A 23,857-nucleotide genomic window follows, 5' to 3' on the forward strand; every position below is an offset into this window, starting at 1 on the left:
GGGGGACGACAATGTCCACAACACAGAATCCGGCGGGCATCCAGCGCAGGGTGATCGCGGTCAGCATCGCAGCGGCTCTCGGAGGCTTCCTCTTCGGATTCGACACGGCGGTCATCAACGGAGCAGTGGATGCTCTCGCGGGAACGGTGTCGGGCTTCGACCTCAACGTCGGTCTCAAGGGCTTCGCGGTGTCGTCGGCGCTGATCGGCTGCGCGGTCGGCGCCTGGTTCGCCGGCCCGATCGCGAACAGACGCGGACGGATCCCCGTGATGGTCGTCGCCGCTGCGATGTTCTTCATCTCGGCGATCGGATCGGGCCTCGCGTTCAGCGTGGTCGACCTCATCATCTGGCGTGTCATCGGCGGACTCGGGGTGGGTGCGGCATCCGTCATCGCCCCGGCGTACATCGCCGAGGTGTCGCCGGCGGCCATCCGTGGCCGCCTCGGCTCCCTGCAACAGCTTGCGATCGTCACCGGCATCTTCGCGGCCCTGCTGTCGGACGCCCTCCTCGCGGGAATCGCAGGCGAGGCCGATCAGCCGCTGTGGGGCCTCACCGCGTGGCGGTGGATGTTCATGGTCGCGGCGATCCCCGCCCTCGTCTACGGCCTGGTGTCGCTCCGACTGCCCGAGTCACCGCGGTATCTCGTGCGCAAGGGCGAGATCGACAAGGCCTCCGAAGTCCTGCAGACCGTCACGGGAACGGTCGATGTCGAGGCCAAGATCACGGAGATCACCGGCACGATCGACACCGAGAAATCCGAGTCGCTTCGCGATCTGCGTGGCAGTCGTCTGGGTCTGAAGCCGATCGTCTGGGTCGGCATCCTGCTGTCGGTGTTCCAGCAGTTCGTCGGGATCAACGTGATCTTCTACTACTCGACGACGCTGTGGCAGTCGGTCGGTTTCGACGAGTCCAGCGCCCTGCTGACGTCGGTGATCACGTCGGTGACGAACATCGTGGTGACGATCGTCGCGATCCTCCTCGTCGACAAGGTCGGCCGCCGCATCATGCTGCTGGTCGGCTCTGTGGGCATGACCGTGACGCTCGGCCTCATGGCTGTCGCGTTCTCGTTCGGCACTCTCAACGCGGAAGGGACGGCGACGCTGCCCGACCCCTGGGCGACGGTGGCCCTCATCTGCGCGAACGGGTTCGTCGTGTTCTTCGGCGCGACGTGGGGCCCGCTGGTGTGGGTGCTCCTGGGTGAGATCTTCCCGAACTCCATCCGCGCGGGCGCCCTCGCCGTCGCTGCGGCGGCGCAGTGGGCGGCGAACTTCTTCATCTCCACCACGTTCCCCGTGTTCGCGGAGATCGGCCTCACCTTCGCCTACGGCTTCTACGCGTTCTTCGCGCTGCTGTCGTTCTTCTTCGTGTACTTCAAGGTTCCCGAGACGAAGGGCCGCGAGCTCGAGGAGATGTCGGACGAACTGGTCGTCGAGCGCCGAGGGCGTCGCAAGCAGACGTAGGCTGGAAGCATGACCGAGTCCGTTCCCCGCCGCGCCAGCCTCGAAGTGCTGCGCGCCGAAGCGTCGGACGAGCTCGCCGTGCTCATCCAGGAGCGCCTGCTGGGCGGTGAAGACCCGTGGGAGTTCATGGAGGAGCTGCCCAGCGTCGACGAGCTCGTCGTGTACCTGCTGCGCGCCGACAACATCACCGCGAACGACGGAGTGCGCCCGAACGAGGCCCGTCACTACCGTGTGCTGCGTCAGATCGCCCTGGAGTACCCCGAGCTCACGCCGGCTGTCTGGGGGCTTCTCGATGAGAAGCAGCGCCACCGCCGGTGGGATCCCACGATCGCCGACGCCTCCTGACGTCACCCCGACAGCGCACATGCCACGGATGCTGGTCGCCTACGACCCCGCCTGGCCCTCGCTGTTCGAGGCGCTGGCCGACGGCATCCGCTCGGCAGGGGATCCCGACTGGATCGTCGAGCACATCGGGTCGACGGCCGTCCCGGAGCTGCGCGCGAATGCCGTCGCTGCCGCCGCCCGGGGAACCGCGTCGTACAACGCCGCGAAGACGCCGTTGATCCAGGAGCTCGTCGACGCGGCGCGCCATGCGCGAGGGCTGCCGTCGGTCCCGGTGTCGGACAAGCGTCAGGCCGAGCGGGAATGACGACGGGCCGCCACCCGGAGGGGTGACGGCCCGTGAGGTCGTGACGGCGGATCAGCCGATGAAAGCGGCGAGATCCTGCTCGAGGGCGAACTTCGGCTTCGCGCCGATGATGGTCGTCTTGACCTCACCGCCCTGGAACACCTTCATCGCCGGGATCGACGTGATCTGGTACTGCATCGCCAGCTGCGGGTTCTCGTCCACGTTCAGCTTGAGGATGGTGATCTTGTCGGGGTTGTCGGACTGGATCTCGTCCAGAACCGGCGAGACCATGCGACACGGTCCACACCACTCGGCCCAGAAGTCCACCAGCACGGGACCTTCGGCCTGCAGAACGTCCTGCTCCCAGGTCGCCTGGCTCGTAGCCTTTGCACTCATCAGAGTTCTCCTTGATTCGAGGTTCGCCTGCTACAACAGCGGGCGAGGGAAAAGTGTTCCCGACCGGTCAGGCCGTGATGATCTCCGCCGCCTCGGCGGCCGGCACCTCGACCGAGGCGTCATCGAAATCCGCGAGGAAGTGCTCCGCGTCGAGAGCCGCGACCGTGCCCGACCCCGCAGCCGTGATGGCCTGACGGTAGGTCGGGTCGATGACGTCGCCCGCGGCGAAGACACCGGGCACAGAGGTCTTCGACGAACGGCCGTCGACCCAGATCGTGCCCTCGGGGGTGAGGTCGAGCTTGTCGTGCACCAGGTGCGTGCGCGGGTCGTTGCCGATCGCGATGAACAGACCGTCGAGCGCGAGGTCGCGCAGCGAACCGTCGACCGTCGACTTCAGCTGCACGCCGGCGACCGAGTCGCCGCCGAGGATCTCGACGACCTCGCTGTTCCACACGAACTCGATCTTCTCGTTCGCGAAAGCGCGCTCCTGCATGATCTTCGACGCACGCAGGGAGTCCTTGCGGTGGATGACGTAGACCTTGTCGGCGAAGCGGGTGAGGAACGTGGCCTCTTCCATGGCCGAGTCGCCGCCGCCGACCACGGCGATCGTCTTCTCGCGGAAGAAGAAGCCGTCGCACGTCGCGCACCACGAGACGCCGTAGCCGGACAGGCGCTCTTCGCCCTCGATGCCGAGCTTGCGGTAGGCGGAGCCGGTCGCGTAGATGAGCGAGCGCGTCTCGTGGGAGGCGCCGCTGCCGAGCGTGACCTTCTTGACGGGTCCGGCGAGGTCGAGCTCGGTGACGTCGTCATAGACGACCTCGGTGCCGAACTTCTCAGCCTGCTCCTGGAACTTCGCCATGAGCTCGGGGCCCTGGATGCCCTCGGGGAAGCCGGGGTAGTTCTCGACCTCTGTGGTGTTCATCAGCTCGCCGCCGACCTCCACCGAGCTCGCGATGAGCAGCGGGTTGAGGTTCGCGCGCGCCGCGTAGATGGCGGCGGTGAATCCGGCGGGGCCGGAGCCGATGATGATGACCTGACGCATGTGCTCTCCGTGATCGAGGCGTTGCAGAGACGTCGGTGGACGCTCGACTGGTTCAACCAATGGTAACCGCGTCGCATTCCCTCGTGCGGGGGCTCAGCGACCGGGGAGGAAACGGCGCAGCAGCGACCCGGCGACCGCCAGCTCCGGGGCACGGAGCAGGGCCAGGATGCCGAGGTAGACGACCAGCACGGCGATGCCGATGATGCCGGTGCCGAGCGCGCCCTGGAGCTTGTCGGCCGTGGTCCATCCCTGCGGTCCGCCGAGCAGGAGGAAGACCCCCCAGCCGGCGAGACCGGCGGGGATGCCGGCGATCGCGAAGCGCCCGATCGCGGCGAGCCAGGAGCGCACGCGCAGCCCGCCGATCTTGCGGTGCAGCAGCCACGTGGCCACGACCGTCTGGATCGTGCTGGCGATCGACTGGCCGAGGGCGATCGTCGCGGCGACCGCCGTGACATCGATCACCTCGGCTGCGAGCAGCCACTGCGCGACCAGAGCGGTGACCACGACGAGCACGCACTGGAAGAGCGTGAACAGGAACGGCGTGCGGGTGTCGCCGTAGGCGTAGAACGTGCGCTGCACGATGAACAGCACCGTCAGCGGGATCAGGCACACGAGGAACCCGAGGAGCACGAGGGCGGCGGCCTCGGCATCCGACGCCCTGTTCGTGAACACGCGGGAGGCCGGGATGGCGGCGGCGGCCACGGCCGCGACCGCTGCGACGATGAAGAACAGGAGGGTGCGGATGCTGCGCGCGATGTCGGCGCGGACCTCGTCGTCGCGTCCGGCCGCCGCGTGCTCGCTGATCTGCGTGAAGTACGGCGTCCCGATCGACAGCACGATGATCGAGTAGGGGAGCATGAAGATCAGCCACGCGTACTGGAACGTCGCGACCGAGGCGCCCTTGCCCGCTGCCTCGATGAGCATCTGTGTCTGCACGAGGCCGGCGAGGAGGCTCGCGACCGCCATGAAGAAGGTCCAGCCGGCGAGCTTGCCGACGCCGCCGAGTCCGACACCGCGCCAGCGGAAGTCGGGTCGGAGCGACAATCCCGTGCGGCGCCAGAACACGAGCAGGATGGCGGCCTGGATGAGGATGCCGAGCGTCGCGGTGCCGCCGAGGGCGGCGATCATCTCGGGCGTCCAGTCGGACACGCGGGTGAGCGGACCGCCGAAGACCGCGCCGATGACGAGGAACCCGATGATCGAGACGACGTTGTTGACCACGGGCGCCCAGGTGAAGGGGCCGAAGATGCGGCGGGCGTTGAGGGCCTCGCCGAGCAGCGCGTAGAGCCCGTAGAAGAGGATCTGCGGCATGCACCAGTACGCGAACGCCGTGGCGAGGGCGACGAGCTCGGGCGTACCCTCTTTCCCCGCGTAGAGCCACACGAGCCAGGGTGAGGCGATCGTCGCGACTGCCGTGATCGCCACGAGAGCCACGGTGCCGAGGGTGAACAGTTTCGAGATGAAGGCGTTGCCGCCGTCGGCATCCGCTGTCGCCTTCACGATCTGGGGGATGATCACGGCGGTCAGCACGCCCACCGAGATGAGGGAGAAGACGTTGTTGGGCAGCTGGTTCGCGACGGCGAACGCATCGGCGGCGTCGGCCCCGACGGAGCCGATGACGGTGACGAGCACGATGGTGCGAAGGAGGCCGGTGACCCGCGAAATCATGGTCCCCGCGCCGATGATGGCGCTCGCGCGGCCGAGACTACTCATCCGACTCCTCGATGGTGACGGCATCCGCCGCCTCTTCTGCACGCTTGTCGCGCCGACGGCGCACGATCGTGCGGATGGTTCCGAGACCGAGGAGCAGCACGATCAGGGCGCCGAACAGCACCAGGCCGATCGTCTCCCACTCCGCGCGCACCGAGACGCGCACGCTCTCGGGCTGGCTGATCGGCACGCCCGTGGGGCTCGAGAGCTGGAGGCCGAGCCGCAGCTCGCCGCTGCCGACGCGGGCCGACACCGGGACCTTGATGCGCGTGGTGGCACCGGGCTGCAGGGTCGCCGCGGTGACGGACTGCACCTCGAGGCGAGGATCGCTCGGCGAGACCGTGAGGAGCACGTTCACGGGCCAGGGCAGGTCGTTGCGCACCGAGAACGGCAGATCGGCGTTGGCCGAGAGGAGCTGGATCGTGCTCGCGGGAGGGATGTCGACGGCCGCGAGGGTGTCGCGGGTGGCGTCCTTCACGTCGGCGACGGCCTCGTCGAATGCCTTCGCGCCGAGTCCGACCGCGGTCGCCCGCATGATCTGCATGCGCTTGGGGCTCAGCATGTCCTGCGGGTCGTCGAGGATCGTCGAGAACTCGCCCAGCACCGCCTCGTCGGCGAGCATGCGCTGCAGGTCGGTGCCGCGGTCGGTGTCGGGCTCCGTGGCCAGGGTGGTCGTCGCCGCCGGTGCCGCGAGAACGCCGGACAGCGAGAAGCCGGGGGTGTCGACCGAGCCGATCGTCTCCTTGAGCGCGTCGGCCGAGCGGGTGTCGTCGCGGCTGAGGCCGACGAGGACCGGCGCCGTGGTGCTCGCGCGGCCGGAGAGCGAGAGGTGCGCGCTCGCCTGCGCGAGGAACTGCTGGCGGACGGCGGCGTCGTTCTGGCTGGCCGCCTTCGACAGGGCGCTGGAGGCCGCAGCATCCGTCACCAGCACGCTGTGGCCGTCGATGAGCGAGTGACCGCCGACCGTGCCGCTCGTGGCCGACGACGACAGGATCGTGACGGCGTCGTCGCCGAGGTAGGCGGAGAAGGCGGCGAGGTCGGCGTCGGTGACGTCGCTGCGGGGCCAGACGATGCCGTCGACGGCTCCGTCGACGGCGGTCAGCGTCGCGTCGTCGGGGAGCTGCGGGCTGCCGTCTGCGGGCTGCGGGGTCGGATCCGCTGCGCCGTCGGAGGGAGTCGGAGTGGGCGTCGCGACGTTCGTGAAGCGGCTCGGGTCGAGGTACGGCGCGAGACTCGTCGGCTGCAGGGGAGCGGTGAGACCGGCCTGCGACTGCGTGGTCAGGTCGGCGTCGCCGAACTGCAGCGCGAACCGCTCGTTGGGGAGGGCGTCGAGCCGGCGCAGCCACTCGACCGCCGGCGCAGGAGCCGCCGATCCGAGCACGCGGATGGATGCCGGGATCGCAGGGTCGACGGCGAGCACCGCGGAGGTTCCGGACACGCCCTCGAGCACGGCGGTGAGGGCCCCGTCGGCGGCGGTGAGGAGATTGAGCTCCTCGGAGGTGAGCAGCGCGCCGTCGGCCGGTGTGGCTGTGAGGGGGACGACCACGGCGATCGGAGCGGCCGGGGGCTCGGAGACGACGAGCACCGAGGTCGAGGTGACGTCCTCGTCGATGTCGGCGGTCGCCGCGCCGGTGAGCGTCGCCCGGAGGGGGTAGACGCCCGGGGCCAGGTCGGCGAGGGTCTCCGCGGGGATGAAGATGCTCGTCGTCGCAGAGGAGTCGGGGTCGACGGGCGTCGTCGAGTCGGTGCCGATCTCCTCGAAGGATCCCGTCGTCTCGGCGTCGTCGAGCCAGCTCTGCAGCGTGGTCTCGTCGCCGAGGGGCGTGCGGTTGAGTTCGACGGTGACCCGCCCGGCCGGCAGCTCGGACGTCGACTCGTTCTGCACCGTGAGGGATGCGGTGGTCGCGTTGCCCGGGGCCACGGTGCCGCGCAGACCGGCGGAGACGTGCACCTCGACCGACGGTTCGTCGGACGACGAGTCGGCGACCGCGGGAGCGGCACCGCCCGTGGCGCAGAGGCCGAGCACGGCCGCGACGACGACGGAACCGCGCGCCAGGCGGTGCAGGCGCGCGCGCAGGCCGTTCTGGGAGGTGCTCGCGGTCATGGGGTCTTTCCTCGAGCGCCGTGTTCTCAGGCGGCTCGTGAGTCGTGACCTTGCGATTCTAGGCGTCCGGCCGAAAGAGAACCCTGAAGACGCGTAGAGTGACGGCCGTGTCCGACACTGCAGCGCCCGTCCCCGATCACTCTCTGAGCACCGCGCTCGCCGCCGATCTCGACGCCGCCGATCTGCGGTCGGAGCCCCTCCGACGCCTCTGGGGCGAGGAGGCCGACGACGCCCTCGCCCGCGGCATGCGCGAACCCATCCTGCGTGCGACGGCCGGTGACGACGGGGTGCTCGCGACTCTCGGACGCCTCTTCGTGCTCGGGATGCCGCAGCTGACGGCATCCGTCTCCGCCGCTCTCCCGCGGCTCGGCGTCGACGGGCTCACGGCACTCGGTCTCGCGCGGATCGACGGCGAGCACGTCGTGCCGACCGCGCTGCTGCGCCCGCAGTCGTTCGTGGACGCCGACGGCATGGGGGAGTGGTGGATCGCGAGCGACCTCGACGAGGTCGCCCTCGACGGCGCCCTTCCGCCCGATCACGTGCTCGGCGTCGGCGGGGCGTCACGGACGCTGGCGGAGATCATCATGCCGATCGAGGTCGACCGGGCGCTCGATCTCGGCACCGGCTGCGGCATCCAGGCACTGCTCGTCGCACGTCACGCGGGTGCCGTCGTCGCCACCGACATCTCGGCGAGGGCGCTCGCGTACGCCGAGCTCAACGCGCAGCTGAACGGCGTCGCGAACATCGAGTTCCGCCAGGGCAGCATGTTCGAGCCCGTCGAGGGCGAGGCGTTCGATCTCATCGTCTCGAACCCGCCGTTCGTCATCACCCCGCGAGTCGACGGTGTTCCCGAGTACGAGTACCGCGACGGCGGCCTCGTCGGCGACGCGCTCGTCGAGCAGTTCGTGCGTGCGGCGCCGCGCTTCCTCACGGTCGGCGGTGCGGCTCAGCTGCTCGGCAACTGGGAATCGCGCGGCGGTCAGGCCGAGCTCGCGCTCCGCGCCGGACTCGACCGGCTCTCGTCCTGGGTGCCCGCCGAGCTCGACCTGTGGGTCGTGCAGCGCGAGGAGCTGACGCCGCTCGGCTATGCGGAGCTGTGGATCCGCGACGGCGGCACGACGCCCCGCGACCCCGAGTTCACGCCGCTGCTCACCGCCTGGCTCGACGACTTCGCGGAGCGCGGCGTCACCGGGGTCGGTTTCGGGTACATCCTCATCCGCCGTCCGTCCGGAGCCGCGCCGCTGCGGCGACTGGAGCGCGTCACGCAGCCGGTGTCGAACGTGGGAGGGGCGCTGCGCGCCGGGCTCGCCGCCCACGACCTGCTCGCCGAGGGGCTGCCGATGACGCTCGTCACGGCATCCGACGTCACGGAGGCCCGCCACCTGCTGCCGGGCAGCGACGACCCGAGCATCATCGAGCTGCGTCAGGGCGGCGGATTCGCCAGGACGGTGTCGGTCGACCCCGCGCTCGCCGCGTTCGTGGGCGCCTGCGACGGCGAACTGACCGTGATGCAGATCGCCGCTGCGCTCGCCGACCTGTTCGAGGTGCCGTTCCCCGCGCTGTGGGCCGACCTCGAGCCGCGGATCCGGGCGTTCGTGATCGACGGGTTCCTGGCTCCGGCTGCCGCATGAATTTCTGCGGCCTCGGGCATGTTCTGCGGCCGTTCGCGCGCGCAGAGGCCGCAGAAGGTGACGATGGCCGCAGAAGTTGCACGGAATACCCCGCGGCATCCATGCGTTCGAATACACCATGAAGGCTTTCGGATTCCTCTCCTTCGGCCACTATGCCGATGTGCCGGGTTCGGCGACCCGCACGGCCGGTGACATGCTCAAGCAGACGATCGAGATCGCGGAGGGCGCAGACGAGCTCGGCGTGAACGGCGCCTCAGTGCGCGTCCACCACTGGGCGCGCCAAGCCGCGTCCCCCATGCCGGTGCTGGCGGCGATGGCCGCGCGCACCCAGCGCATCGAGGTCGGCACCGGCGTCATCGACATGCGGTACGAGAACCCGTTCCAGTTCGCCGAGGAGGCCGCGGCCCTCGACCTCATCGCCGACGGACGCATCGCCCTCGGCGTGAGCCGCGGGTCACCCGAGACGGCGCTGCGCGGCTACGAGACCTTCGGGTTCCACGATGAGGAGGACCCCGAGCGCGGATCGGTGCTCGCCCGCGAGAAGTTCGACCTGTTCCTCCGCGCGATCGACGGCGAGGGGCTCGCACCGGGCGACCCGCGCATGGTCGGTGCGGGGCGCTACCTGCAGATCGAGCCGCAGTCGCCGACCCTGCGCGATCACATCTGGTGGGGCTCCGGGTCGCGGGCGACCGCCGAGGAGACCGGCCGCAAGGGTCTCAACATGATGAGCTCGACCCTCGTCACGGAGGCGACGGGTCAGCCGTTCCACGAGCTGCAGCGCGAGCAGATCGACCTCTTCCGCGCGGCGTACAAGGATGCCGGTCACACCGGCGCTCCGCGCGTCTCGGTGAGCCGCAGCGTCTTCCCGCTCGTGTCGGACATGGACCGGGCGTACTTCGGTCTGCGCAGCGAGGAGAACGCCGACCAGGTCGGCATCATCGACGGATTCCGTTCGACGTTCGGCAAGACCTACGCGGCCGAGCCCGATGTGCTCATCGAGCAGCTGAAGGCCGACGAGGCCGTGATGTCGGCCGACACCCTGCTGCTCACGATCCCGAACCAGCTCGGCCCGGCCTACAACCTGCACGTGCTCGAGGCGTTCGCCGAGCACGTCGCGCCGGCGCTGGGCTGGAAGCCCAACACCGAGGGGCCCGTGCAGGGCGACCCGGTCTGAGGTCGATCGATGACGAGAGGGGCGGATGCTGCGGCATCCGCCCCTCTTCGTCTTCAGCGCACGGGCGCGGAGGGGAAGGGCACGTCGAACACGGCGTCGACGGCGCGCGCGAGCGTGGCGGCCTCGTCTTCGAGGTGCGTGCCACGGCGGGGGAGGACTCTCGCGATCGAGAGGCCGTCGACCACCGTGAGCAGGAAGTGGGTGCGGCGCGCGTTGTCGCCGGCCGTGAGCGCGCCCTCGGCCTCGAGGATCGCCAGCCAGGCGCCGACGCGGCGGGCTGCCTGTGCTTCGAGCACCTCATAGCCGGCCCGCGCTTCGGGGGTCGCGTCGGGTCCGGCGAACGCCTCGAAGATGCTGAGCCACACATCGCGCGCGGCATCCGGTCCGCCGAACGGCTGGAGCAGGCGGAGGAGGCATTCGCGCAGACGTTCGCGCGGGGGGACGGAGGTGTCGCGGATCCGCTCGTCGGGCATCGCCGCCTCGTACGTCGCGGTGAGCGCCGCGTTGAGGAGGTCGCGTTGCGTGGGGAAGTAGTGGCGCAGCGTGCTCGCGCCGCACCCCGCGCGCTTCGCGACCGCCCGCACGCTCAGCCGTTCGCTGCCCTCGCGGATCATCTCCGTGGTCGCTTCGAGGATTCGCTCCCTGGTTCCCATCACTGCCTCCGGAGAAGAGTCTAGACGGTTGGCACAGCGTTCCGGTACACCGTGCTAGTACAGTGTGCTAACCTGTTGATCATGACCGACGACAGCCTTCACACGCAGCGCACCGGCACCCTTCTCGTGGAAGACGTGCTGCTGGCGCTCTTCGACCCTTCCTCCGGCACGATCGCCGGAGAGAGCACTCTCTTCTACGTGCTCGGCGGCGCCGTGCTCGCCGATCTCGCGAGCACGGGACACGCCTCGAGTGAGGACGCCGGCATCCGCGGCGTGCGCATCCGGGCCGAGGGGGACGCGCCAGACGACGCGCTGCTGCGTCCGGCCTGGGACTACATCTCCGAGAAGCCGCGCGAAGTGCAGGGCGTGCTCGCCGCCATCGGACCGAACCTGCGCGCTCCGCTGCTCGACCGCCTCGTCGAGCGCGGGCACCTCCATCGCTCCGAGCATCGGGCGCTCGGGGTCTTTCCGACGACGAAGCTCTCCGAGGGCGATACGGGCCGTCGCGCCGAGATCGTCGACGCCATGCGCCGGGCGCTCGTCGACGGCGAGCAGCCCGAACCGCGCATCGCCGCCGTGATCGCGCTCGTCTCGGCGAGCGGCGGACTGCCGACCCTGCATCGGGAGATCCCGTGGTCCGGTACTACGGCGACCCGTGCCAAGGAGATCGAACGCAGCGACTGGGCAGCCGGTGCCGCGGCCGCCGCCGTCACCCGCACCATGATCGCGATCATCACGAACACCCTCGTCGCCACCGCCGTCATCACGAACCGCTGACCCCGCGGCATCCCGCCCGCTGCGCTCTCGGGTGCAGCGGTGCTCGGGGTGCCCGCCACCAACCACGCACTCACTCCGAGGAGAGAACATGAACGTCTTCGAATTCCTGCAGAACCTCGCGTCCGAGGTTCCGCTGCTCATCCAACCGCTGATCGTCGCGCTCGCCGCAGCCATCCCGTTCATCGAGGGCGAGCTCGCCTCCGTGCTCGGCGTCTGGGCCGGACTCCACCCGGTCGTGGCCGCGCTCGCCGCGGTGACCGGCAACTTCCTGTCGGTTCTGCTCGTCGTCTTCTTCGGCGCACGGATCCGTGCGGCGATCCTCGCGCGGCGTGCTCGCCGGGCGTCGGCGGTGCCCGTGCCCGCCGGATCGGAGGTCGCCCGAGCCGAGGCGAACGACCCCGAAACCACGACCGAATCGAAGGGAGTGAAGCGGCTCAAGCGCTTCCTCGTGCGTTTCGGCGTGCCGGGAGCCAGCATCCTCGGTCCGCTCGCTCTTCCGACGCAGTTCACGGCCGCAGTGCTCGTCTCGACGGGTGTGTCGAAGCAGTGGGTGCTGCTGTGGCAGGCCGTGGCCATCGTGCTGTGGACGAGCCTCACCACACTCATCGCGACCGGTGTGCTGAGCCTGGTCACAGCCGCCTGAGATCCGCTCTGCCCCACGAAGGTGCATCGGTATACTCGAAGTATGACCACGACCATCAAGGTGAGTGACGACCTGCGCGACCGCCTGAAGACGCAGGCCGCCCGCGACGGTCTCACCCTCGGCGCCCATCTCGAGCGCCTCGCCGATGCGGAGGACCGCCGACGTCGGCTCGCCGCGGTCAAGGATGCCGTCGCGCAGACGTCCTCGGCGGACGCGAGGAGCTATGCCGAGGAGACCGCCGAGTGGGAGCGGCTCGACCACCCCGCCGCGTCGTGACGGAGTTCGAACTCCTACCCGGCGCCGTCGCCTGGGCAAGTCTCGCCCCCGTCCGCGGGCGCGAGCAGGGTGGGCACCGCCCGGTTCTCCTCGTCGCATCGGCGGGATACCTGGACGCCGTGACGACCCTCGCGATCGCGCTGCCCATCACGACCGTCGATCGGGGGTGGCCGAACCACGTGCCGGTCGAGGGGCCGAGCGGGCTGGACCGTCTCTCGTGGATCATGACCGAGCAACCGCGCACGCTGTCGCGCGAACGTCTCACCGGTGTCGCGGGTTCGGTGAGCCCGCGATGTCTCGCCGAGGTGCGCACCTGGCTGGGAGACTTCCTCGACCTCTGACCGCGTCAGGCGCTCTTGGGCGGACCGAACAGCTCCTCGCCGTGCTCGTGCAGCAGGCGGTAGGCGTCGGCGAACGTCTTGGGCTCGGGCTCGTCGGGGCGCCCGTACTTCGCGATGAGCAGGCCCAGCAGTCCGCGGGCCGGCGGAGTGAGCGGCTTCATCTGCGCCTCCGCGCCGTCCTGCGGCGTCCGCTCCTCGGGATTCGGCGGGGTGTACGCCGGCGTCGTGATGGGCCAGTCGGCCGGATGCCGGGGCTTGTCGAGGTTCACGACGGTGAAAAGCGTGTTCGCCGATTGATCGCGATCGTTCAGGGGCTCCAGACCGTGCAGGCGCGAGAGCGTGGCGGTGACGGATCCGTGATGCATCTCGTCGTGGATGATCGTGTTGCGCTTCGTGTAGGCCGACACCGCGATGGCCGGCACGCGGCATCCGAGGCGGTCGAACGTGAAGTCCATCTCGCCGGGACCCGTATCCTTCGTCGGCTTCGTGGCCGCGGGCGGCGGCACGTGGTCATATGTCCCGCCGTGCTCGTCGAAGGTGATGAGCAGCAGCGTGTTGACGGCGTTCGACCCCTTCGGGGACGCGCTCGTGCGGATCGCCTCGTAGATGTCGTGGATCAGCCGATCGCCCGCTCTGACGTCGGAGATGGCGCTGTCGAACACCTCGCGCCCGTCGACCTCGCCCTCGCGGGGGGACCCGAAGGGCGGGTGGAAGTCGTTGTGGTCGTAGACCATGCGCGGTTCGATGAAGGCGTACGCGGGCAGGGTGCCGTTCTTCGCGTCGGCGTAGAAGTCCTCCATCGTTCCGAAGTGCTCGGTGCGCCAGTACTTCTCCAGCACGGCGACGTGCAGCATCCCCGTGTACGAGACGAGCTGCAGCTTGTCGATGTAGATCTTCCAGCTGACGTCCTTGTCCTCCAGGCGGTTGAACACCGTGGGGGCCGCCGGAGCCGACAACCACTTGCCGAAGCCCGCTCCGCCCTGGTTGGTGACGAACCCGTGCGAGGTCGAGGCGTGGAAGAAGGAGCGGTTGCAGAAGGTCTGCGACGGGACCCCGGCGAACCAGTGGTCGAACACGGCGAACTCTGTCGCGAGAGTCGACAGCACCGGCAGCATCTCGGGAGAGAACGACCCCATGATGTGCGCCGCTTCGGCGGGCTGGGGAGGCTCGCCCTGCCGCAGACGGCGGAAGTTGATGATGTAGTCCTCGAGGAACCCCGACATCGTGGCCTTCTCGCCGTGCGTCGGGGCGTTGAACGGAGCGGTCATCTGCTCGGCGAAGAGATCGGCGTTCCCCTTCGGGTCGACCGTGCCGAAGATCTGCGTGTTGACGTGCGGGTACTCCTCGCCCGGATCCGGGTCGGGGTAGCTCATGATCCGGTCGGTGTCACCGGTGTAGATGTGGGCGTCGACGACGGTGCCGTCGGATGCGGTGTTGCTGTGCTTCCCGAAGGCGAGGCCCTCGAAGGTCTCGCCCTTCGGAAGGTTCTCTGCCGTGTAGAGATAGCCGAGCAGGTTGTCGAACGAGCGGTTCTCACCCATCACGACGACGAGATGGTCGAACCCGGGTTCGCTGCGAGGCGTGAGTGCGGAGAACGGGTCGGGATCGGCGGCGAACCCGTCCCTCGGGCCGCCGGCGACGCTCGCGCCGATCGCCGCACCGCCCGCGCCGCCGACGACGGCACCCGCGAGAGCCGCCCCTCCCATCTTCAGGAAACCGCGCCGGGAGGTGTCGCCGGGGCCCTGCTTCTCGTCTGCCGTCACGAGGCCGATCCTAGGCTCCCTGCCGCGCGGGCGCACCCGCTCTCGGCACGGCGGGGCTGCGACGACGGAGGGCGCCGCCGGGGTGACCCGACGACGCCCTCAGGGGGTTGCCGCGACTACTCGGCCGAATCCGCGCCGTGCACGCGGCGACGGCGCAGCACGACCAGGCCGAGGCCGAGGGCGAGCAGCACCACCGCGCCGACGATGTACGGCGTGCTGTCGGCACCCGTGTTCGCGAGGGCACCGGCGGTCGCGCCTCCCGTGCCCGGGGTCGTCGCGCCGCCGCTGGGCGCCGCGGCCGTGACGGTCAGCGAGGAGGTCACCTCCGTGCCGTCGGCGAGGATCACAGCGAGCGTGTGCATCCCGGCCGGGGTGTTCGCGGGGATCGTGAGCGTGCGGCGGAAGGCGCCGTTCGCGTCCGCCGTCGTCGTGCCCAGATCGACCGGGTCGGAGCGCAGTTCGAAGCGCAGGACCGCGCCGGCTGCGAACCCGGAGCCCGACACCGTGACGGTGCCGCCCGCCGTGACGGATGCCGTTCCCAGCTCGACCGTGGGCTTCTCCGGCTCCTCGATGACGGGAGGGGTGACGCCCGCCTCGGTCACGTACTTCTCGCCCGCATCCGACTTCGTCACCGTGAAGGTGTCGTAGACAGCGCCGACGGGGAGGTCGGTCGTGGCATCCGGCTGCTTCTCCGCGAGGTACGAGCGGTAGACGAGCTGGTCCTTCGAGACGTCGATGACCTGGTAGGTCGTGACGCCCTGGCCGCGGAGCACCTGCGTCGCGCCGTTGTTGGTCCACACGTTCTTCTCGGGCGTCTCGAGCTCGTAATGCTTCGCGCCCGAGTTCGACACGACGTACACGGGACCCGACGTCATGCCGGCTGTGCCGGTCGCGTCGGTGTCGACGAAGCCGCGAGCGTACGTGTGGTCGTGACCCATGAGGACCAGGTCGATGTCGTTGCGCTGGAACACGGGCAGCCACTCGGCGCGCAGCACCGGCTCGTCACGACCCTCGGATGCCGAGAACACCGGCTGATGGAAGGTGACGACGTTCCACTTCGACGGGCTGTTCTGCAGCAGCAGGTCGAGCCACGCGGCCTGGAAACGGGTCCACAGCACTGCCACCTGACTCGACGGGCAGTCCGCTCCCGTGCAGGACGGGAGGCCGGCCGGCGTGAGGAACGTCGTGTCACGAGTCGCATTGAGGGTGATGAACCGCACGCCCTGGTAGTCGGTGTAGTACGCCGTCTCGGCCGCGAACGACGACCAGTGGTCGAAGTACGCGCGGTACTGCTGCGCCACCGGGGTGTCGCCCTTCGCGAGGTCGGCGAGGCTGCCGATCGTGCTCGTCGACGGGTTGTTGTGCGGGTACTCGAACGCGGCCTTCCAGGCGGTCAGGAGCTTGTCGCCCGAGTACTCGTGATTGCCGGGCGCCGCCATGACGTTGGTCCGCACGGCGGAGTCCTCCATGCCCTTGAACCAGTTCAGCCACTCGTTCTCGTTGCTGGACGTGTTGATGAGGTCGCCGGCGTGCACCGACCCGATCGACCGGGGCGCGTTCGCCTCGGCCTGCTTCACCACGCTCGGCCACGTGGTGTCGAGGCCGATCTGGGCGTCGCCGTAGTAGATGAACTGGAAGTCCGTCGCCGACGGATCGGCGGTGCGGAACTCGAACCACTCACTCCAGCTGCCGGGCAGACCGACGCGGTAGCGGTATGCGGTCGCGGGCTGAAGACCGGTGATCGTCGCCGAGAAGTGCTTGTTCGGGTTGCCGTTCACGACGCCCGCGTCGTACGCGTCGACCGTGCGGGTCTCGCCGCCCGCGGCCGGTGCGATCTCGACCTGGCCGACGGTGTGGGATGCATCGCCGGCGAGCCACGACACCGACTGCGACACGGCAGGCTGCTCGGTGGGTGTGAGGATCACGCGCGTCGGCGGCGCGACCACCGGCGAACCGGGATCGGATGCCTCGACGAGCGTGAGCGACGACATGTCGAAGTAGATGTCGGAGCTCGTCTCGCGGTCCTGGAACAGCGCGACCGCGATGTCGTTCTCACCGTCGTGCAGCAGCGTCCCCTCGGCGCTGAACGTGCTGGTCAGCGGGTCGCCGTTCGAGTCGCCGGCGTATTCGACGTTGACGGTGTCGGTGATGCGGCCGTCGACATAGCGGGCGACCTCTTCGCCGTTGATCCACACGATGACCGCGTCGTCGTACGTGATCGTGCTGCGCAGCGCGGCGACCTGCTCGGCGACGCCCTCCTGCAGATCGAACGTCGTGCGGAAGAAGTAGGTGGGGACCGTGGGGGCCGCCGTGCCGTCGAGGTAGTGGTTCAGCAACGTCTTCGGCGTCTGCGGTCCGACCGCGGCGAGTGCGCCGTTCTTGGCGCCGAATGACCCGGGAGCGGTCTTCCAGGCGCTGTCGTCGAAGTCGGGCAGCGTCCAGTCGCGCAGGGCGGCCGGAGCCGGGGACGGGTCCGAGCCGTCGTCGAGGTAGCGCCACGTCGTGTCGCCGGTGATCAGCGAGCCCGTCGGCACCTCGGGGTCGGGTGCGGCAGCGGCGATCGGGGCGACGACGGCGCCGCCGAGCAGGGCGACGACGGCGGCGGACGCGAGTCCGTAGCGCCGCCACCGCACCGCAGGGGTGGGGGAGGTCATGGGTGTCCTTCGTGGGGTGGGGTGTTCCGTGCTCAGCCGCACGGGGCCCGACCAGCCCATCGGAGCGGGATGACGGCGGGTTGACGCCGAGGCGACGGGGAGGTGAACGACGGCATCCACCCGCTCTCAGTAGGGTGAAGGCATGAGCTACGCGGGGGATTCGTCGATCGGTGCACGGGTGCGAGCGGTCGAGAAGGAGTACGCGGCGAAGCAGACGCGTCTGTTCGTGACGTTCGCCCTCGTCGAGGGACCCGTCCTGCTGCTGGGCGTCGTGCTGATCTACGGCCTGAAGGTCATCGATCCCGAGATCGGCGTCTGGTTCCTCATGGGTGTGGCGCTGGTCGGCGGCTTCGTGCTGAGCGCCCTGCTGCTGCGCCTCATCCGGACGAGAGCCGCGGCGGTGGCGCAGGCGAAGGGCGAGAACCCTCTCTTCTGAGGCCCTGTCCTGACGTCGGCGTCGGTCTGCGTTTTCCAGGCCCCGGAGGCCGCCGAGTACGCTGGAACCCATGCTCAACATGGCCGACGGCCTCGCCCGCCTCGGCGCGCTCGCCGAGAATCCGGTGGTCCGCACCCTCGCTGACGCGTTCGCCGCAGCGGGGTTCGACCTGGCCGTCGTGGGCGGTCCGGTGCGCGATGCGATCCTCGGACGCGAGACCCACGACCTCGACTTCACGACGAACGCGCAGCCCGACGACATCCTGCGCATCGTCACACCCGTGTCGACCGCTCAGTGGGACATCGGCCGGGCCTTCGGCACGATCGGCGCGCGCGTGCAGGGCGAGCAGGTCGAGATCACGACCTACCGCGCCGACAGCTACGACGGAGTGACCCGCAAGCCGACCGTCGAGTTCGGCGACACGATCGACGGCGATCTCATCCGCCGCGACTTCACCGTGAACGCGATGGCGCTGCAGGTGCCGGCGGTGAAGCTGATCGACCCCACGGGCGGCGTCGAGGATCTCGTCGCGGGAGTGCTGCGCACGCCGGCCGATCCGCAGGTGTCGTTCGGCGACGATCCGCTGCGCATGCTGCGCGGTGCGCGGTTCAGCGCGCAGCTCGGATTCGCGATCGACGCCGCGACGACCGCGGCGATCGAGCAGCTGCGCGGCACCCTCTCGATCGTGAGCCCCGAACGCATCCAGTCCGAGCTCGTGCGCCTCATGCAGACCGACGACCCCGTGCGCGGCATCCGCGTGCTCGTCGACACCGGACTCGTCGACGAGTTCCTGCCCGAGATCAGCGCGCTGCGCCTCGAGGTCGACGAGCACCACCACCACAAGGACGTCTACGAGCACTCGCTCACCGTGCTGCGGCAGGCGATCGAGCTCGAGCACTCGCGGCATCCCGGTGCGGCCCCCGACGTGCCGTTGCGCATCGCGGCACTGCTGCACGACATCGGCAAGCCCCGCACCCGCAGGCTCGAGGACGGGGGAGCGGTCACGTTCCACCACCACGACATCGTCGGGTCCCGCATGGCGCGCAAGCGCCTGCAGGCCCTGCGCTTCGACACGGCGACCACCGAGACCGTCGCGACGCTCATCGAACTGCACCTGCGCTTCTTCGGCTACGCCGAGGGCGCGTGGACGGATGCCGCAGTGCGCCGCTACGTGCGCGATGCCGGCGACGAGCTGGAGCGCCTGCACATCCTCACCCGCGCCGACGTCACCACGCGCAACAAGCGCAAGGCGTCGCGGCTCGCCTCGGCCTACGACGACATCGAATCGCGCATCGCGGCACTTCGCGAGCAGGAGGAGCTCGATTCGATCCGCCCCGAGCTCGACGGCAACCGAATTCAGGAGGTGCTCGGCATCCGTCCGGGCCGCGAGGTCGGCGACGCCTACCGCTTCCTGCTCGAGCTGCGCCTCGACGAGGGCGTCATCGGGACGGATGCCGCGGAGCAGCGCCTCCGCGAGTGGTGGGCCGCTCGGGGCTAGCCCGCCGCTCGCTTGCAGGACCGGGAGCTGCATCCGCGTCCGCGAACACTCCTGACACACCACCCGCACAACCCGTATCGCCCGCGACACCCGGCTCGTACACTGAGACCACCCGCGATGACGATCGGAGACGATGTGGTTGCGCCGTGGCAGGTGTCGCGTGACGGCCCAGAGGCCTCCCGACTCCTCGTCGAGCGCGCACACGAGGAACTGATCGCCGGCAACCTCGACGACGTGCGGCTGCAGCAGGTCCGTCCGCTCGTGCGCGAGTCGTGGGTGCGATCGTGGCGCGGACGCGTCGGCCCCGAAGGCATCCCCCCGATCGACCTCATGAGCGAGGAGCTCGACGAGTACCGCCGTGCGCACCCGCTCGCCTCGGCGATGGACATGATCCGCGCCCTCCTGCTGCCCGGCTCGGCCGAGGATTCGGGTGTCGTCGTCGCCGTCGGCGACCAGGCGGGCCGCCTGCTGTGGATCGAGGGCGACCGCCAGCTGCAGTCGCTGACCGACGGCATGGGATTCGTCGCCGGTGCGAACTGGGCGGAGGATGCGGTGGGCACCAGCGCGCCGGGCACCGCACTCACGCTCGGCCAGTCCGTGCAGATCCGCGGTGCCGAGCACTACAACCGGCTCGTGCATCCCTGGTCGTGCTCGGCCGCCCCGGTGCGGGACCCCGAGACGCAGCGCGTGCTCGGCGTCATCGACGTCACCGGCGGGGAGGAGGTCGTGTCGACGCAGGCCAGACTGCTCGTCGATGCGACCGCGCGCGCCGTGGAGTCGGAGCTGCTCGTCGCCCGGCTCCGGCAACGGGCCGAGACGCAGCGCCCGGCATCCGTCTCCACGAGGGCCAGACCGACGACCCGTGCCACCCTGCACGTGCTCGGACGCGATCGGGCGCGGCTGGAGACCGAGACCGAGCACGAGGAGTCCGTCATCGAGCTGAGCGCCCGGCACGCTGCGATCCTGCTCATGCTCGCCACGCACCGCCAGGGCCTGTCGGCCGAGCGCCTCAGCGAGCTCGTCTACGGCGCAGACGCCTCGCCCGACACGCTGCGGCCCGAGATGGTGCGACTGAGGAAGGTGCTCGAGAAGCACGCTCCGAGCCTCGTGCCCGAGTCGCGTCCGTACCGTCTGCCCGTGCCGCTGGAGACGGACGCCCACGACGTGCTGTCGCTGCTCGACCGAGGAGCGCACCGCGTCGCGCTGACCGCCTACCGCGGCCCGGTACTGCCCGAGTCGACGTCGCCGGGCGTCGAGGACTTCCGCGACTCGGTGCGTGCTGCGCTGCGCGAGGCGATGCTGTCGGAGGCGAGCCTCGACGTGCTGCTCGCCTACGCCGAGATCCCCGAAGGACAGGCGGATGCCGAGGCGCTGCGCCTCGCACTCGAGATGCTGCCGGCGCGCTCGCCGAAACGCGCGGGCCTCGTCACCCGGATCGAGCGGCTCGAAGCGCGCTGACGGTTCGCCGGGCACGCAACCTCCTGCAACGTTGCGCACCGGGGTGCAACGTCACGCGACCTACCTTCGGAGGATCAGCCGCCGCACCGAAGCGCGGCCCGTCGAAGGAGTCACCGATGACCATCGTCGAAGAGGACGTGTCCACCGCATCCGCCGCCTACGCCGCACCGGGGCAGGCGGGATCGATCGCCGACTACCGCCCCCGCTACGGGCACTACATCGGCGGCGAGTGGGTCGACCCCGTGAAGGGGCAGTACTTCGAGAACATCAGCCCCGTGAACGGCAAGCCTTTCACCGAGGTCGCCCGCGGTACCGTCGAGGACATCGACAGGGCGGTGGACGTCGCCTGGAAGGCCTTCGCCACCTGGGGCAAGACGAGCCCCGCCGAGCGCTCGGTCATCCTGAACCGCATCGCCGACCGCATCGAGCAGCACCTCGAGAGCATCGCCGTCGCCGAGACCTGGGAGAACGGCAAGCCGGTGCGCGAGACCCTCGCCGCCGACATCCCCCTCGCGATCGATCACTTCCGCTACTTCGCCGGAGTGCTGAGGGCGCAGGAAGGCGGCATCAGTCAGCTCGACGAGAACACTGTCGCGTATCACTTCCACGAACCGCTCGGCGTGGTCGGCCAGATCATCCCGTGGAACTTCCCGATCCTCATGGCGGTGTGGAAGCTCGCGCCCGCGCTCGCCGCAGGCAACTGCATCGTCATCAAGCCCGCCGAGCAGACACCGGCATCCATCCTGTTCCTGTTCGACATCATCGGCGACCTGCTGCCCGCCGGTGTCGTGAACATCGTGAACGGGTTCGGCATCGAAGCCGGCGCGCCGCTCGCCCAGCACAAGCGCATCCGCAAGGTCGCGTTCACGGGTGAGACGACGACGGGCCGCCTCATCATGCAGTACGCCTCCCAGAACCTCATCCCCGTGACCCTGGAGCTGGGCGGCAAGAGCCCGAACGTCTTCTTCGAGGACGTCGCGCGCGACACCGGCGACCCGTTCTACGACAAGGCGCTCGAGGGCTTCACGATGTTCGCGCTCAACCAGGGCGAGGTGTGCACGTGCCCGTCGCGCGCGCTCATCCAGCGGTCGATCTACGACGGGTTCCTCGCCGACGGCCTGGAGCGGGTCCGCAAGGTCGTGCAGGGCAACCCGCTCGACCCCGCCACGATGATCGGCGCGCAGGCGTCGAACGACCAGCTGGAGAAGATCCTCAGCTACATCGACATCGGCAGGCAGGGCGGCGCCCGCCTGCTCACGGGTGGCGAGCGGGTCGACCTCGGCGGCGATCTCAGCGACGGGTTCTATGTCGCTCCGACCGTGTTCGAGGGCACGAACGACATGCGCATCTTCCAGGAGGAGATCTTCGGGCCCGTGCTGTCGGTGACCTCGTTCGACGGATACGACGACGCGATCTCGATCGCGAACGACACGCTCTACGGTCTGGGGGCCGGCGTCTGGAGCCGCAGTGGCGACATCGCATACCGCGCGGGGCGGGCGATCGAAGCCGGCCGTGTCTGGACGAACACGTACCACCAGTACCCTGCGCATGCGGCGTTCGGCGGGTACAAGCAGTCGGGCGTGGGCCGCGAGAACCACAAGATGATGCTCGACCACTACCAGCAGACGAAGAACCTGCTGGTGTCGTACGCGGAAGGCCCGATGGGCTTCTTCTGATGGCCGATCTCGACAGCCACCGGCGGGTCGCGGTGACGGATGCCGCGGCATCCCTCATCCGCGACCTCTCGGCGCAGCACGGTCCGCTGATGTTCCACCAGTCGGGCGGATGCTGCGACGGGTCGTCGCCCATGTGCTACCCCGTCGGGATGTTCCTCACCGGGCCGAGCGACGTGCTGCTGGGGGCGCTCGACGTGGGTCTCGACGCTCCGGTCGAGGTGTTCATGTCGGAGTCGCAGTTCGAGTACTGGAAGTACACGCACCTCACCATCGACGTCGTGCCGGGCCGGGGTGCCGGGTTCAGCGTGGAGGGACCGACGGGGATGCGGTTCCTCATCCGCTCGCGGATGCTGGACGACGCGGAACTGGTGTACTTCGGCCTCGCGAACGAGACTCGTAAACGTGCGGAAACCGCAGGAAATACTCCGGTTTGACCAGGAGATCGAACCGGTTCGACTCGACGGCGGTGCAGATCGAGCGTCGCAATTCCCTGCAACGTCCCCCGGGATACCATCGACGTACACGCGTTGATACGTCAGTCCCCAGCTGACCACGCGTCCGGACGGTTCGACCGTCCTGCGGAGGGAGAGTCAGATCTTCTTCTGATCCCGAGGGGGGATGGGGTGGGCCGCTGATCCCCAACAGCACCCACCCCCACACACTCCGCCGCGTCACCGCAGGTAGGCGTCGACCAGGAGGTCGCCGCGGATGCCGCGGAACGCGTCGAGCAGGCGGGTGATGCCGCGCACGCCGACCGAGGTCATCTGCAGGTCGAACGGGCCGATCGGCGCGAGCGGCCCCGTGCGGATGCGCACGACCTCCCAGCCGGCTCCGCGCAGCGCGCGGTCCTTGCGCTGATCGGCATCCTGTCGCTTGCCGACGTGCTCGAGACCGTGGCGTCCGACCGTGTCGTACTCGACGGCGATGCGCAGTTCGGGGATCACGATGTCCGGCCACACCTCGGTGTGCCGGAAGAAGGGCCGCGACACCTTGACCGCGTTGACCCCGCTGTCGAAGAGCAGGCGCTCGGTGAGCCCCGCCCGCAGCGCAGCCTCGGCCGCGGATGCCGACTGAGGCGCGCATGTGCTGAGGAACGCCGTGCCGGAGGGGAGGTCGGGCGTCTTCGTGCACAGCGCGGGCGAGGGCCGGCGGGGTGCCCGGGGGATCGCGCGGGCCTCGCCCAGGACGACGGGTTGCGGTCGTGCGAGGGTCGAGCACTCCGGACACCAGGCCGAACGGCGGCGGACGCGCCCTGGTCGCTCGCGCTGCTCGGTCGGGGTCGCGGCGAAGCGGTGCCCGACGGCGCACTCCCAGCACAGCAGCACATCGGCGGCGAGGGGGATCTGCGACAGGGTCACACCGTGATTCAGCTCCGGGTGGTACTGGCGGATCAGCTCCGGGTAGGCGGCCCAGGCTGTGCGGAACGTGCCGACCTCGTAGGGCACGGCGCTGCCGCGCGAGAACTGCCTCCTCGCCCACCACTGCTGCACCGGCTCCGCCACATCGCGACAGTAACCGGACGCACCGACACCGGCCG

The 23,857-nt window shown here is 69.6% G+C and carries 22 protein-coding genes; 14 read left to right on the plus strand and 8 right to left on the minus strand.

Annotated features, from left to right (window positions below):
- The first annotated feature begins 11 nt into the window (after positions 1-11).
- From MRBLWO14_RS09335 to MRBLWO14_RS09345, 3 genes are read left to right on the plus strand one after another with little or no spacing between them, the layout of a single operon-like run.
- On the plus strand, positions 12-1,460 hold the full coding sequence (locus MRBLWO14_RS09335) for a sugar porter family MFS transporter (protein WP_341932883.1): 1,449 nt from the start codon (positions 12-14) through the stop codon (positions 1,458-1,460).
- Between the two features lie 9 nt (positions 1,461-1,469).
- Positions 1,470-1,805 carry a tryptophan synthase subunit alpha gene (locus MRBLWO14_RS09340; RefSeq protein WP_096713593.1) on the plus strand — a complete coding sequence of 112 codons (336 nt, stop codon included), beginning with the start codon at positions 1,470-1,472 and terminating at the stop codon, positions 1,803-1,805.
- Positions 1,806-1,824: 19 nt separating this feature from the next.
- Positions 1,825-2,109: a GrpB family protein gene (locus tag MRBLWO14_RS09345; RefSeq protein ID WP_341932884.1), complete on the plus strand. Its 285-nt coding sequence runs from the start codon at positions 1,825-1,827 to the stop codon at positions 2,107-2,109.
- A gap of 51 nt (positions 2,110-2,160) precedes the next feature.
- On the opposite strand, the gene trxA is transcribed toward MRBLWO14_RS09345, so the two are convergent.
- The 4 genes from trxA to MRBLWO14_RS09365 form a co-directional block, all read right to left on the minus strand.
- Positions 2,161-2,484 carry a thioredoxin gene (gene trxA, locus MRBLWO14_RS09350; RefSeq protein WP_096713591.1) on the minus strand — a complete coding sequence of 108 codons (324 nt, stop codon included), beginning with the start codon at positions 2,482-2,484 and terminating at the stop codon, positions 2,161-2,163.
- A 67-nt stretch (positions 2,485-2,551) separates the two neighbouring features.
- Complete coding sequence (trxB, locus tag MRBLWO14_RS09355) at positions 2,552-3,526, minus strand: thioredoxin-disulfide reductase (RefSeq protein WP_341932885.1); 975 nt, start codon at positions 3,524-3,526, stop codon at positions 2,552-2,554.
- A 93-nt stretch (positions 3,527-3,619) separates the two neighbouring features.
- The gene (gene murJ, locus MRBLWO14_RS09360; RefSeq protein WP_341932886.1) at positions 3,620-5,239 is read right to left on the minus strand and encodes a murein biosynthesis integral membrane protein MurJ; all 1,620 of its coding nucleotides are present in this window, start codon (positions 5,237-5,239) and stop codon (positions 3,620-3,622) included.
- The gene (locus tag MRBLWO14_RS09365; RefSeq protein WP_341932887.1) at positions 5,232-7,340 is read right to left on the minus strand and encodes a DUF6049 family protein; all 2,109 of its coding nucleotides are present in this window, start codon (positions 7,338-7,340) and stop codon (positions 5,232-5,234) included. Before MRBLWO14_RS09365 ends, murJ begins: the two co-directional genes overlap by 8 nt.
- A gap of 98 nt (positions 7,341-7,438) precedes the next feature.
- Here MRBLWO14_RS09365 and MRBLWO14_RS09370 point away from each other — a divergent pair, with 98 nt between their 5' ends.
- Complete coding sequence (locus tag MRBLWO14_RS09370; RefSeq protein WP_341932888.1) at positions 7,439-8,971, plus strand: methyltransferase; 1,533 nt, start codon at positions 7,439-7,441, stop codon at positions 8,969-8,971.
- Positions 8,972-9,089: 118 nt separating this feature from the next.
- The gene (locus MRBLWO14_RS09375) at positions 9,090-10,145 is read left to right on the plus strand and encodes an LLM class flavin-dependent oxidoreductase (RefSeq protein ID WP_341932889.1); all 1,056 of its coding nucleotides are present in this window, start codon (positions 9,090-9,092) and stop codon (positions 10,143-10,145) included.
- Between the two features lie 53 nt (positions 10,146-10,198).
- On the opposite strand, the gene MRBLWO14_RS09380 is transcribed toward MRBLWO14_RS09375, so the two are convergent.
- A complete protein-coding gene (locus tag MRBLWO14_RS09380; protein ID WP_341932890.1) occupies positions 10,199-10,798 on the minus strand; it encodes a TetR/AcrR family transcriptional regulator in 600 nt (199 codons plus the stop codon).
- A gap of 81 nt (positions 10,799-10,879) precedes the next feature.
- Between MRBLWO14_RS09380 and MRBLWO14_RS09385 the strand changes: the two genes are divergently transcribed.
- The 4 genes from MRBLWO14_RS09385 (at position 10,880) to MRBLWO14_RS09400 (ending at position 12,835) form a co-directional block, all read left to right on the plus strand.
- Positions 10,880-11,575, plus strand: coding sequence for a GPP34 family phosphoprotein (locus tag MRBLWO14_RS09385; RefSeq protein WP_341932891.1), 696 nt, complete (start codon positions 10,880-10,882; stop codon positions 11,573-11,575).
- Between the two features lie 88 nt (positions 11,576-11,663).
- The gene (locus tag MRBLWO14_RS09390; protein WP_341932892.1) at positions 11,664-12,218 is read left to right on the plus strand and encodes a small multidrug efflux protein; all 555 of its coding nucleotides are present in this window, start codon (positions 11,664-11,666) and stop codon (positions 12,216-12,218) included.
- Between the two features lie 42 nt (positions 12,219-12,260).
- Positions 12,261-12,494: a hypothetical protein gene (locus tag MRBLWO14_RS09395; protein ID WP_341932893.1), complete on the plus strand. Its 234-nt coding sequence runs from the start codon at positions 12,261-12,263 to the stop codon at positions 12,492-12,494.
- Positions 12,491-12,835 (plus strand): type II toxin-antitoxin system PemK/MazF family toxin, encoded by a 345-nt coding sequence (locus MRBLWO14_RS09400; RefSeq protein WP_341932894.1) that lies wholly within the window; start codon positions 12,491-12,493, stop codon positions 12,833-12,835. The genes MRBLWO14_RS09395 and MRBLWO14_RS09400 overlap by 4 nt, the downstream gene beginning before the upstream one ends.
- Before the next feature lie 5 nt (positions 12,836-12,840).
- On the opposite strand, the gene MRBLWO14_RS09405 is transcribed toward MRBLWO14_RS09400, so the two are convergent.
- Positions 12,841-14,598: an alkaline phosphatase family protein gene (locus MRBLWO14_RS09405; RefSeq protein ID WP_341932895.1), complete on the minus strand. Its 1,758-nt coding sequence runs from the start codon at positions 14,596-14,598 to the stop codon at positions 12,841-12,843.
- Between the two features lie 116 nt (positions 14,599-14,714).
- A complete protein-coding gene (locus tag MRBLWO14_RS09410) occupies positions 14,715-17,252 on the minus strand; it encodes a metallophosphoesterase family protein (RefSeq protein WP_341932896.1) in 2,538 nt (845 codons plus the stop codon).
- A gap of 142 nt (positions 17,253-17,394) precedes the next feature.
- On the opposite strand from MRBLWO14_RS09410, the gene MRBLWO14_RS09415 reads away from it, so the two are divergent.
- The 5 genes from MRBLWO14_RS09415 to MRBLWO14_RS09435 all read left to right on the plus strand — a co-directional run bounded on the left by MRBLWO14_RS09415 (position 17,395) and on the right by MRBLWO14_RS09435 (position 22,754).
- Entirely contained in the window at positions 17,395-17,688 is a 294-nt protein-coding gene (locus MRBLWO14_RS09415; RefSeq protein WP_341932897.1) for a hypothetical protein, read from the plus strand.
- Positions 17,689-17,758: 70 nt separating this feature from the next.
- Positions 17,759-19,186: a CCA tRNA nucleotidyltransferase gene (locus tag MRBLWO14_RS09420; RefSeq protein ID WP_341932898.1), complete on the plus strand. Its 1,428-nt coding sequence runs from the start codon at positions 17,759-17,761 to the stop codon at positions 19,184-19,186.
- A gap of 117 nt (positions 19,187-19,303) precedes the next feature.
- On the plus strand, positions 19,304-20,644 hold the full coding sequence (locus MRBLWO14_RS09425) for a GAF domain-containing protein (protein ID WP_341932899.1): 1,341 nt from the start codon (positions 19,304-19,306) through the stop codon (positions 20,642-20,644).
- A 116-nt stretch (positions 20,645-20,760) separates the two neighbouring features.
- Positions 20,761-22,320, plus strand: coding sequence for an aldehyde dehydrogenase family protein (locus MRBLWO14_RS09430; protein WP_341932900.1), 1,560 nt, complete (start codon positions 20,761-20,763; stop codon positions 22,318-22,320).
- The gene (locus tag MRBLWO14_RS09435; RefSeq protein ID WP_341932901.1) at positions 22,320-22,754 is read left to right on the plus strand and encodes a DUF779 domain-containing protein; all 435 of its coding nucleotides are present in this window, start codon (positions 22,320-22,322) and stop codon (positions 22,752-22,754) included. The genes MRBLWO14_RS09430 and MRBLWO14_RS09435 overlap by 1 nt, the downstream gene beginning before the upstream one ends.
- A gap of 237 nt (positions 22,755-22,991) precedes the next feature.
- Here the strand turns inward: MRBLWO14_RS09435 and MRBLWO14_RS09440 are convergent, their stop codons facing one another.
- Positions 22,992-23,822, minus strand: a complete 831-nt coding sequence (locus MRBLWO14_RS09440; protein WP_341932902.1) for a zinc-ribbon domain-containing protein — start codon at positions 23,820-23,822, stop codon at positions 22,992-22,994.
- Positions 23,823-23,857 lie beyond the last annotated feature (35 nt).

Source organism: Microbacterium sp. LWO14-1.2 (genome assembly GCF_038397715.1).
Taxonomy (GTDB): domain Bacteria; phylum Actinomycetota; class Actinomycetes; order Actinomycetales; family Microbacteriaceae; genus Microbacterium.

Bases quoted from the DNA above. Each gene is read 5' to 3' on its own strand.
- MRBLWO14_RS09420 (WP_341932898.1), top strand. From the start codon at position 17,759: ATGCTCAACATGGCCGACGGCCTCGCCCGCCTCGGCGCGCTCGCCGAG.
- MRBLWO14_RS09365 (WP_341932887.1), bottom strand. From the start codon at position 7,340: ATGACCGCGAGCACCTCCCAGAACGGCCTGCGCGCGCGCCTGCACCGC.
- MRBLWO14_RS09425 (WP_341932899.1), top strand. From the start codon at position 19,304: ATGACGATCGGAGACGATGTGGTTGCGCCGTGGCAGGTGTCGCGTGAC.
- MRBLWO14_RS09435 (WP_341932901.1), top strand. From the start codon at position 22,320: ATGGCCGATCTCGACAGCCACCGGCGGGTCGCGGTGACGGATGCCGCG.
- MRBLWO14_RS09430 (WP_341932900.1), top strand. From the start codon at position 20,761: ATGACCATCGTCGAAGAGGACGTGTCCACCGCATCCGCCGCCTACGCC.
- MRBLWO14_RS09375 (WP_341932889.1), top strand. From the start codon at position 9,090: ATGAAGGCTTTCGGATTCCTCTCCTTCGGCCACTATGCCGATGTGCCG.
- MRBLWO14_RS09335 (WP_341932883.1), top strand. From the start codon at position 12: ATGTCCACAACACAGAATCCGGCGGGCATCCAGCGCAGGGTGATCGCG.
- MRBLWO14_RS09410 (WP_341932896.1), bottom strand. From the start codon at position 17,252: ATGACCTCCCCCACCCCTGCGGTGCGGTGGCGGCGCTACGGACTCGCG.
- MRBLWO14_RS09415 (WP_341932897.1), top strand. From the start codon at position 17,395: ATGAGCTACGCGGGGGATTCGTCGATCGGTGCACGGGTGCGAGCGGTC.
- MRBLWO14_RS09385 (WP_341932891.1), top strand. From the start codon at position 10,880: ATGACCGACGACAGCCTTCACACGCAGCGCACCGGCACCCTTCTCGTG.
- MRBLWO14_RS09345 (WP_341932884.1), top strand. From the start codon at position 1,825: ATGCCACGGATGCTGGTCGCCTACGACCCCGCCTGGCCCTCGCTGTTC.
- MRBLWO14_RS09390 (WP_341932892.1), top strand. From the start codon at position 11,664: ATGAACGTCTTCGAATTCCTGCAGAACCTCGCGTCCGAGGTTCCGCTG.
- murJ (WP_341932886.1), bottom strand. From the start codon at position 5,239: ATGAGTAGTCTCGGCCGCGCGAGCGCCATCATCGGCGCGGGGACCATG.
- trxB (WP_341932885.1), bottom strand. From the start codon at position 3,526: ATGCGTCAGGTCATCATCATCGGCTCCGGCCCCGCCGGATTCACCGCC.
- MRBLWO14_RS09380 (WP_341932890.1), bottom strand. From the start codon at position 10,798: ATGGGAACCAGGGAGCGAATCCTCGAAGCGACCACGGAGATGATCCGC.
- MRBLWO14_RS09340 (WP_096713593.1), top strand. From the start codon at position 1,470: ATGACCGAGTCCGTTCCCCGCCGCGCCAGCCTCGAAGTGCTGCGCGCC.
- trxA (WP_096713591.1), bottom strand. From the start codon at position 2,484: ATGAGTGCAAAGGCTACGAGCCAGGCGACCTGGGAGCAGGACGTTCTG.
- MRBLWO14_RS09395 (WP_341932893.1), top strand. From the start codon at position 12,261: ATGACCACGACCATCAAGGTGAGTGACGACCTGCGCGACCGCCTGAAG.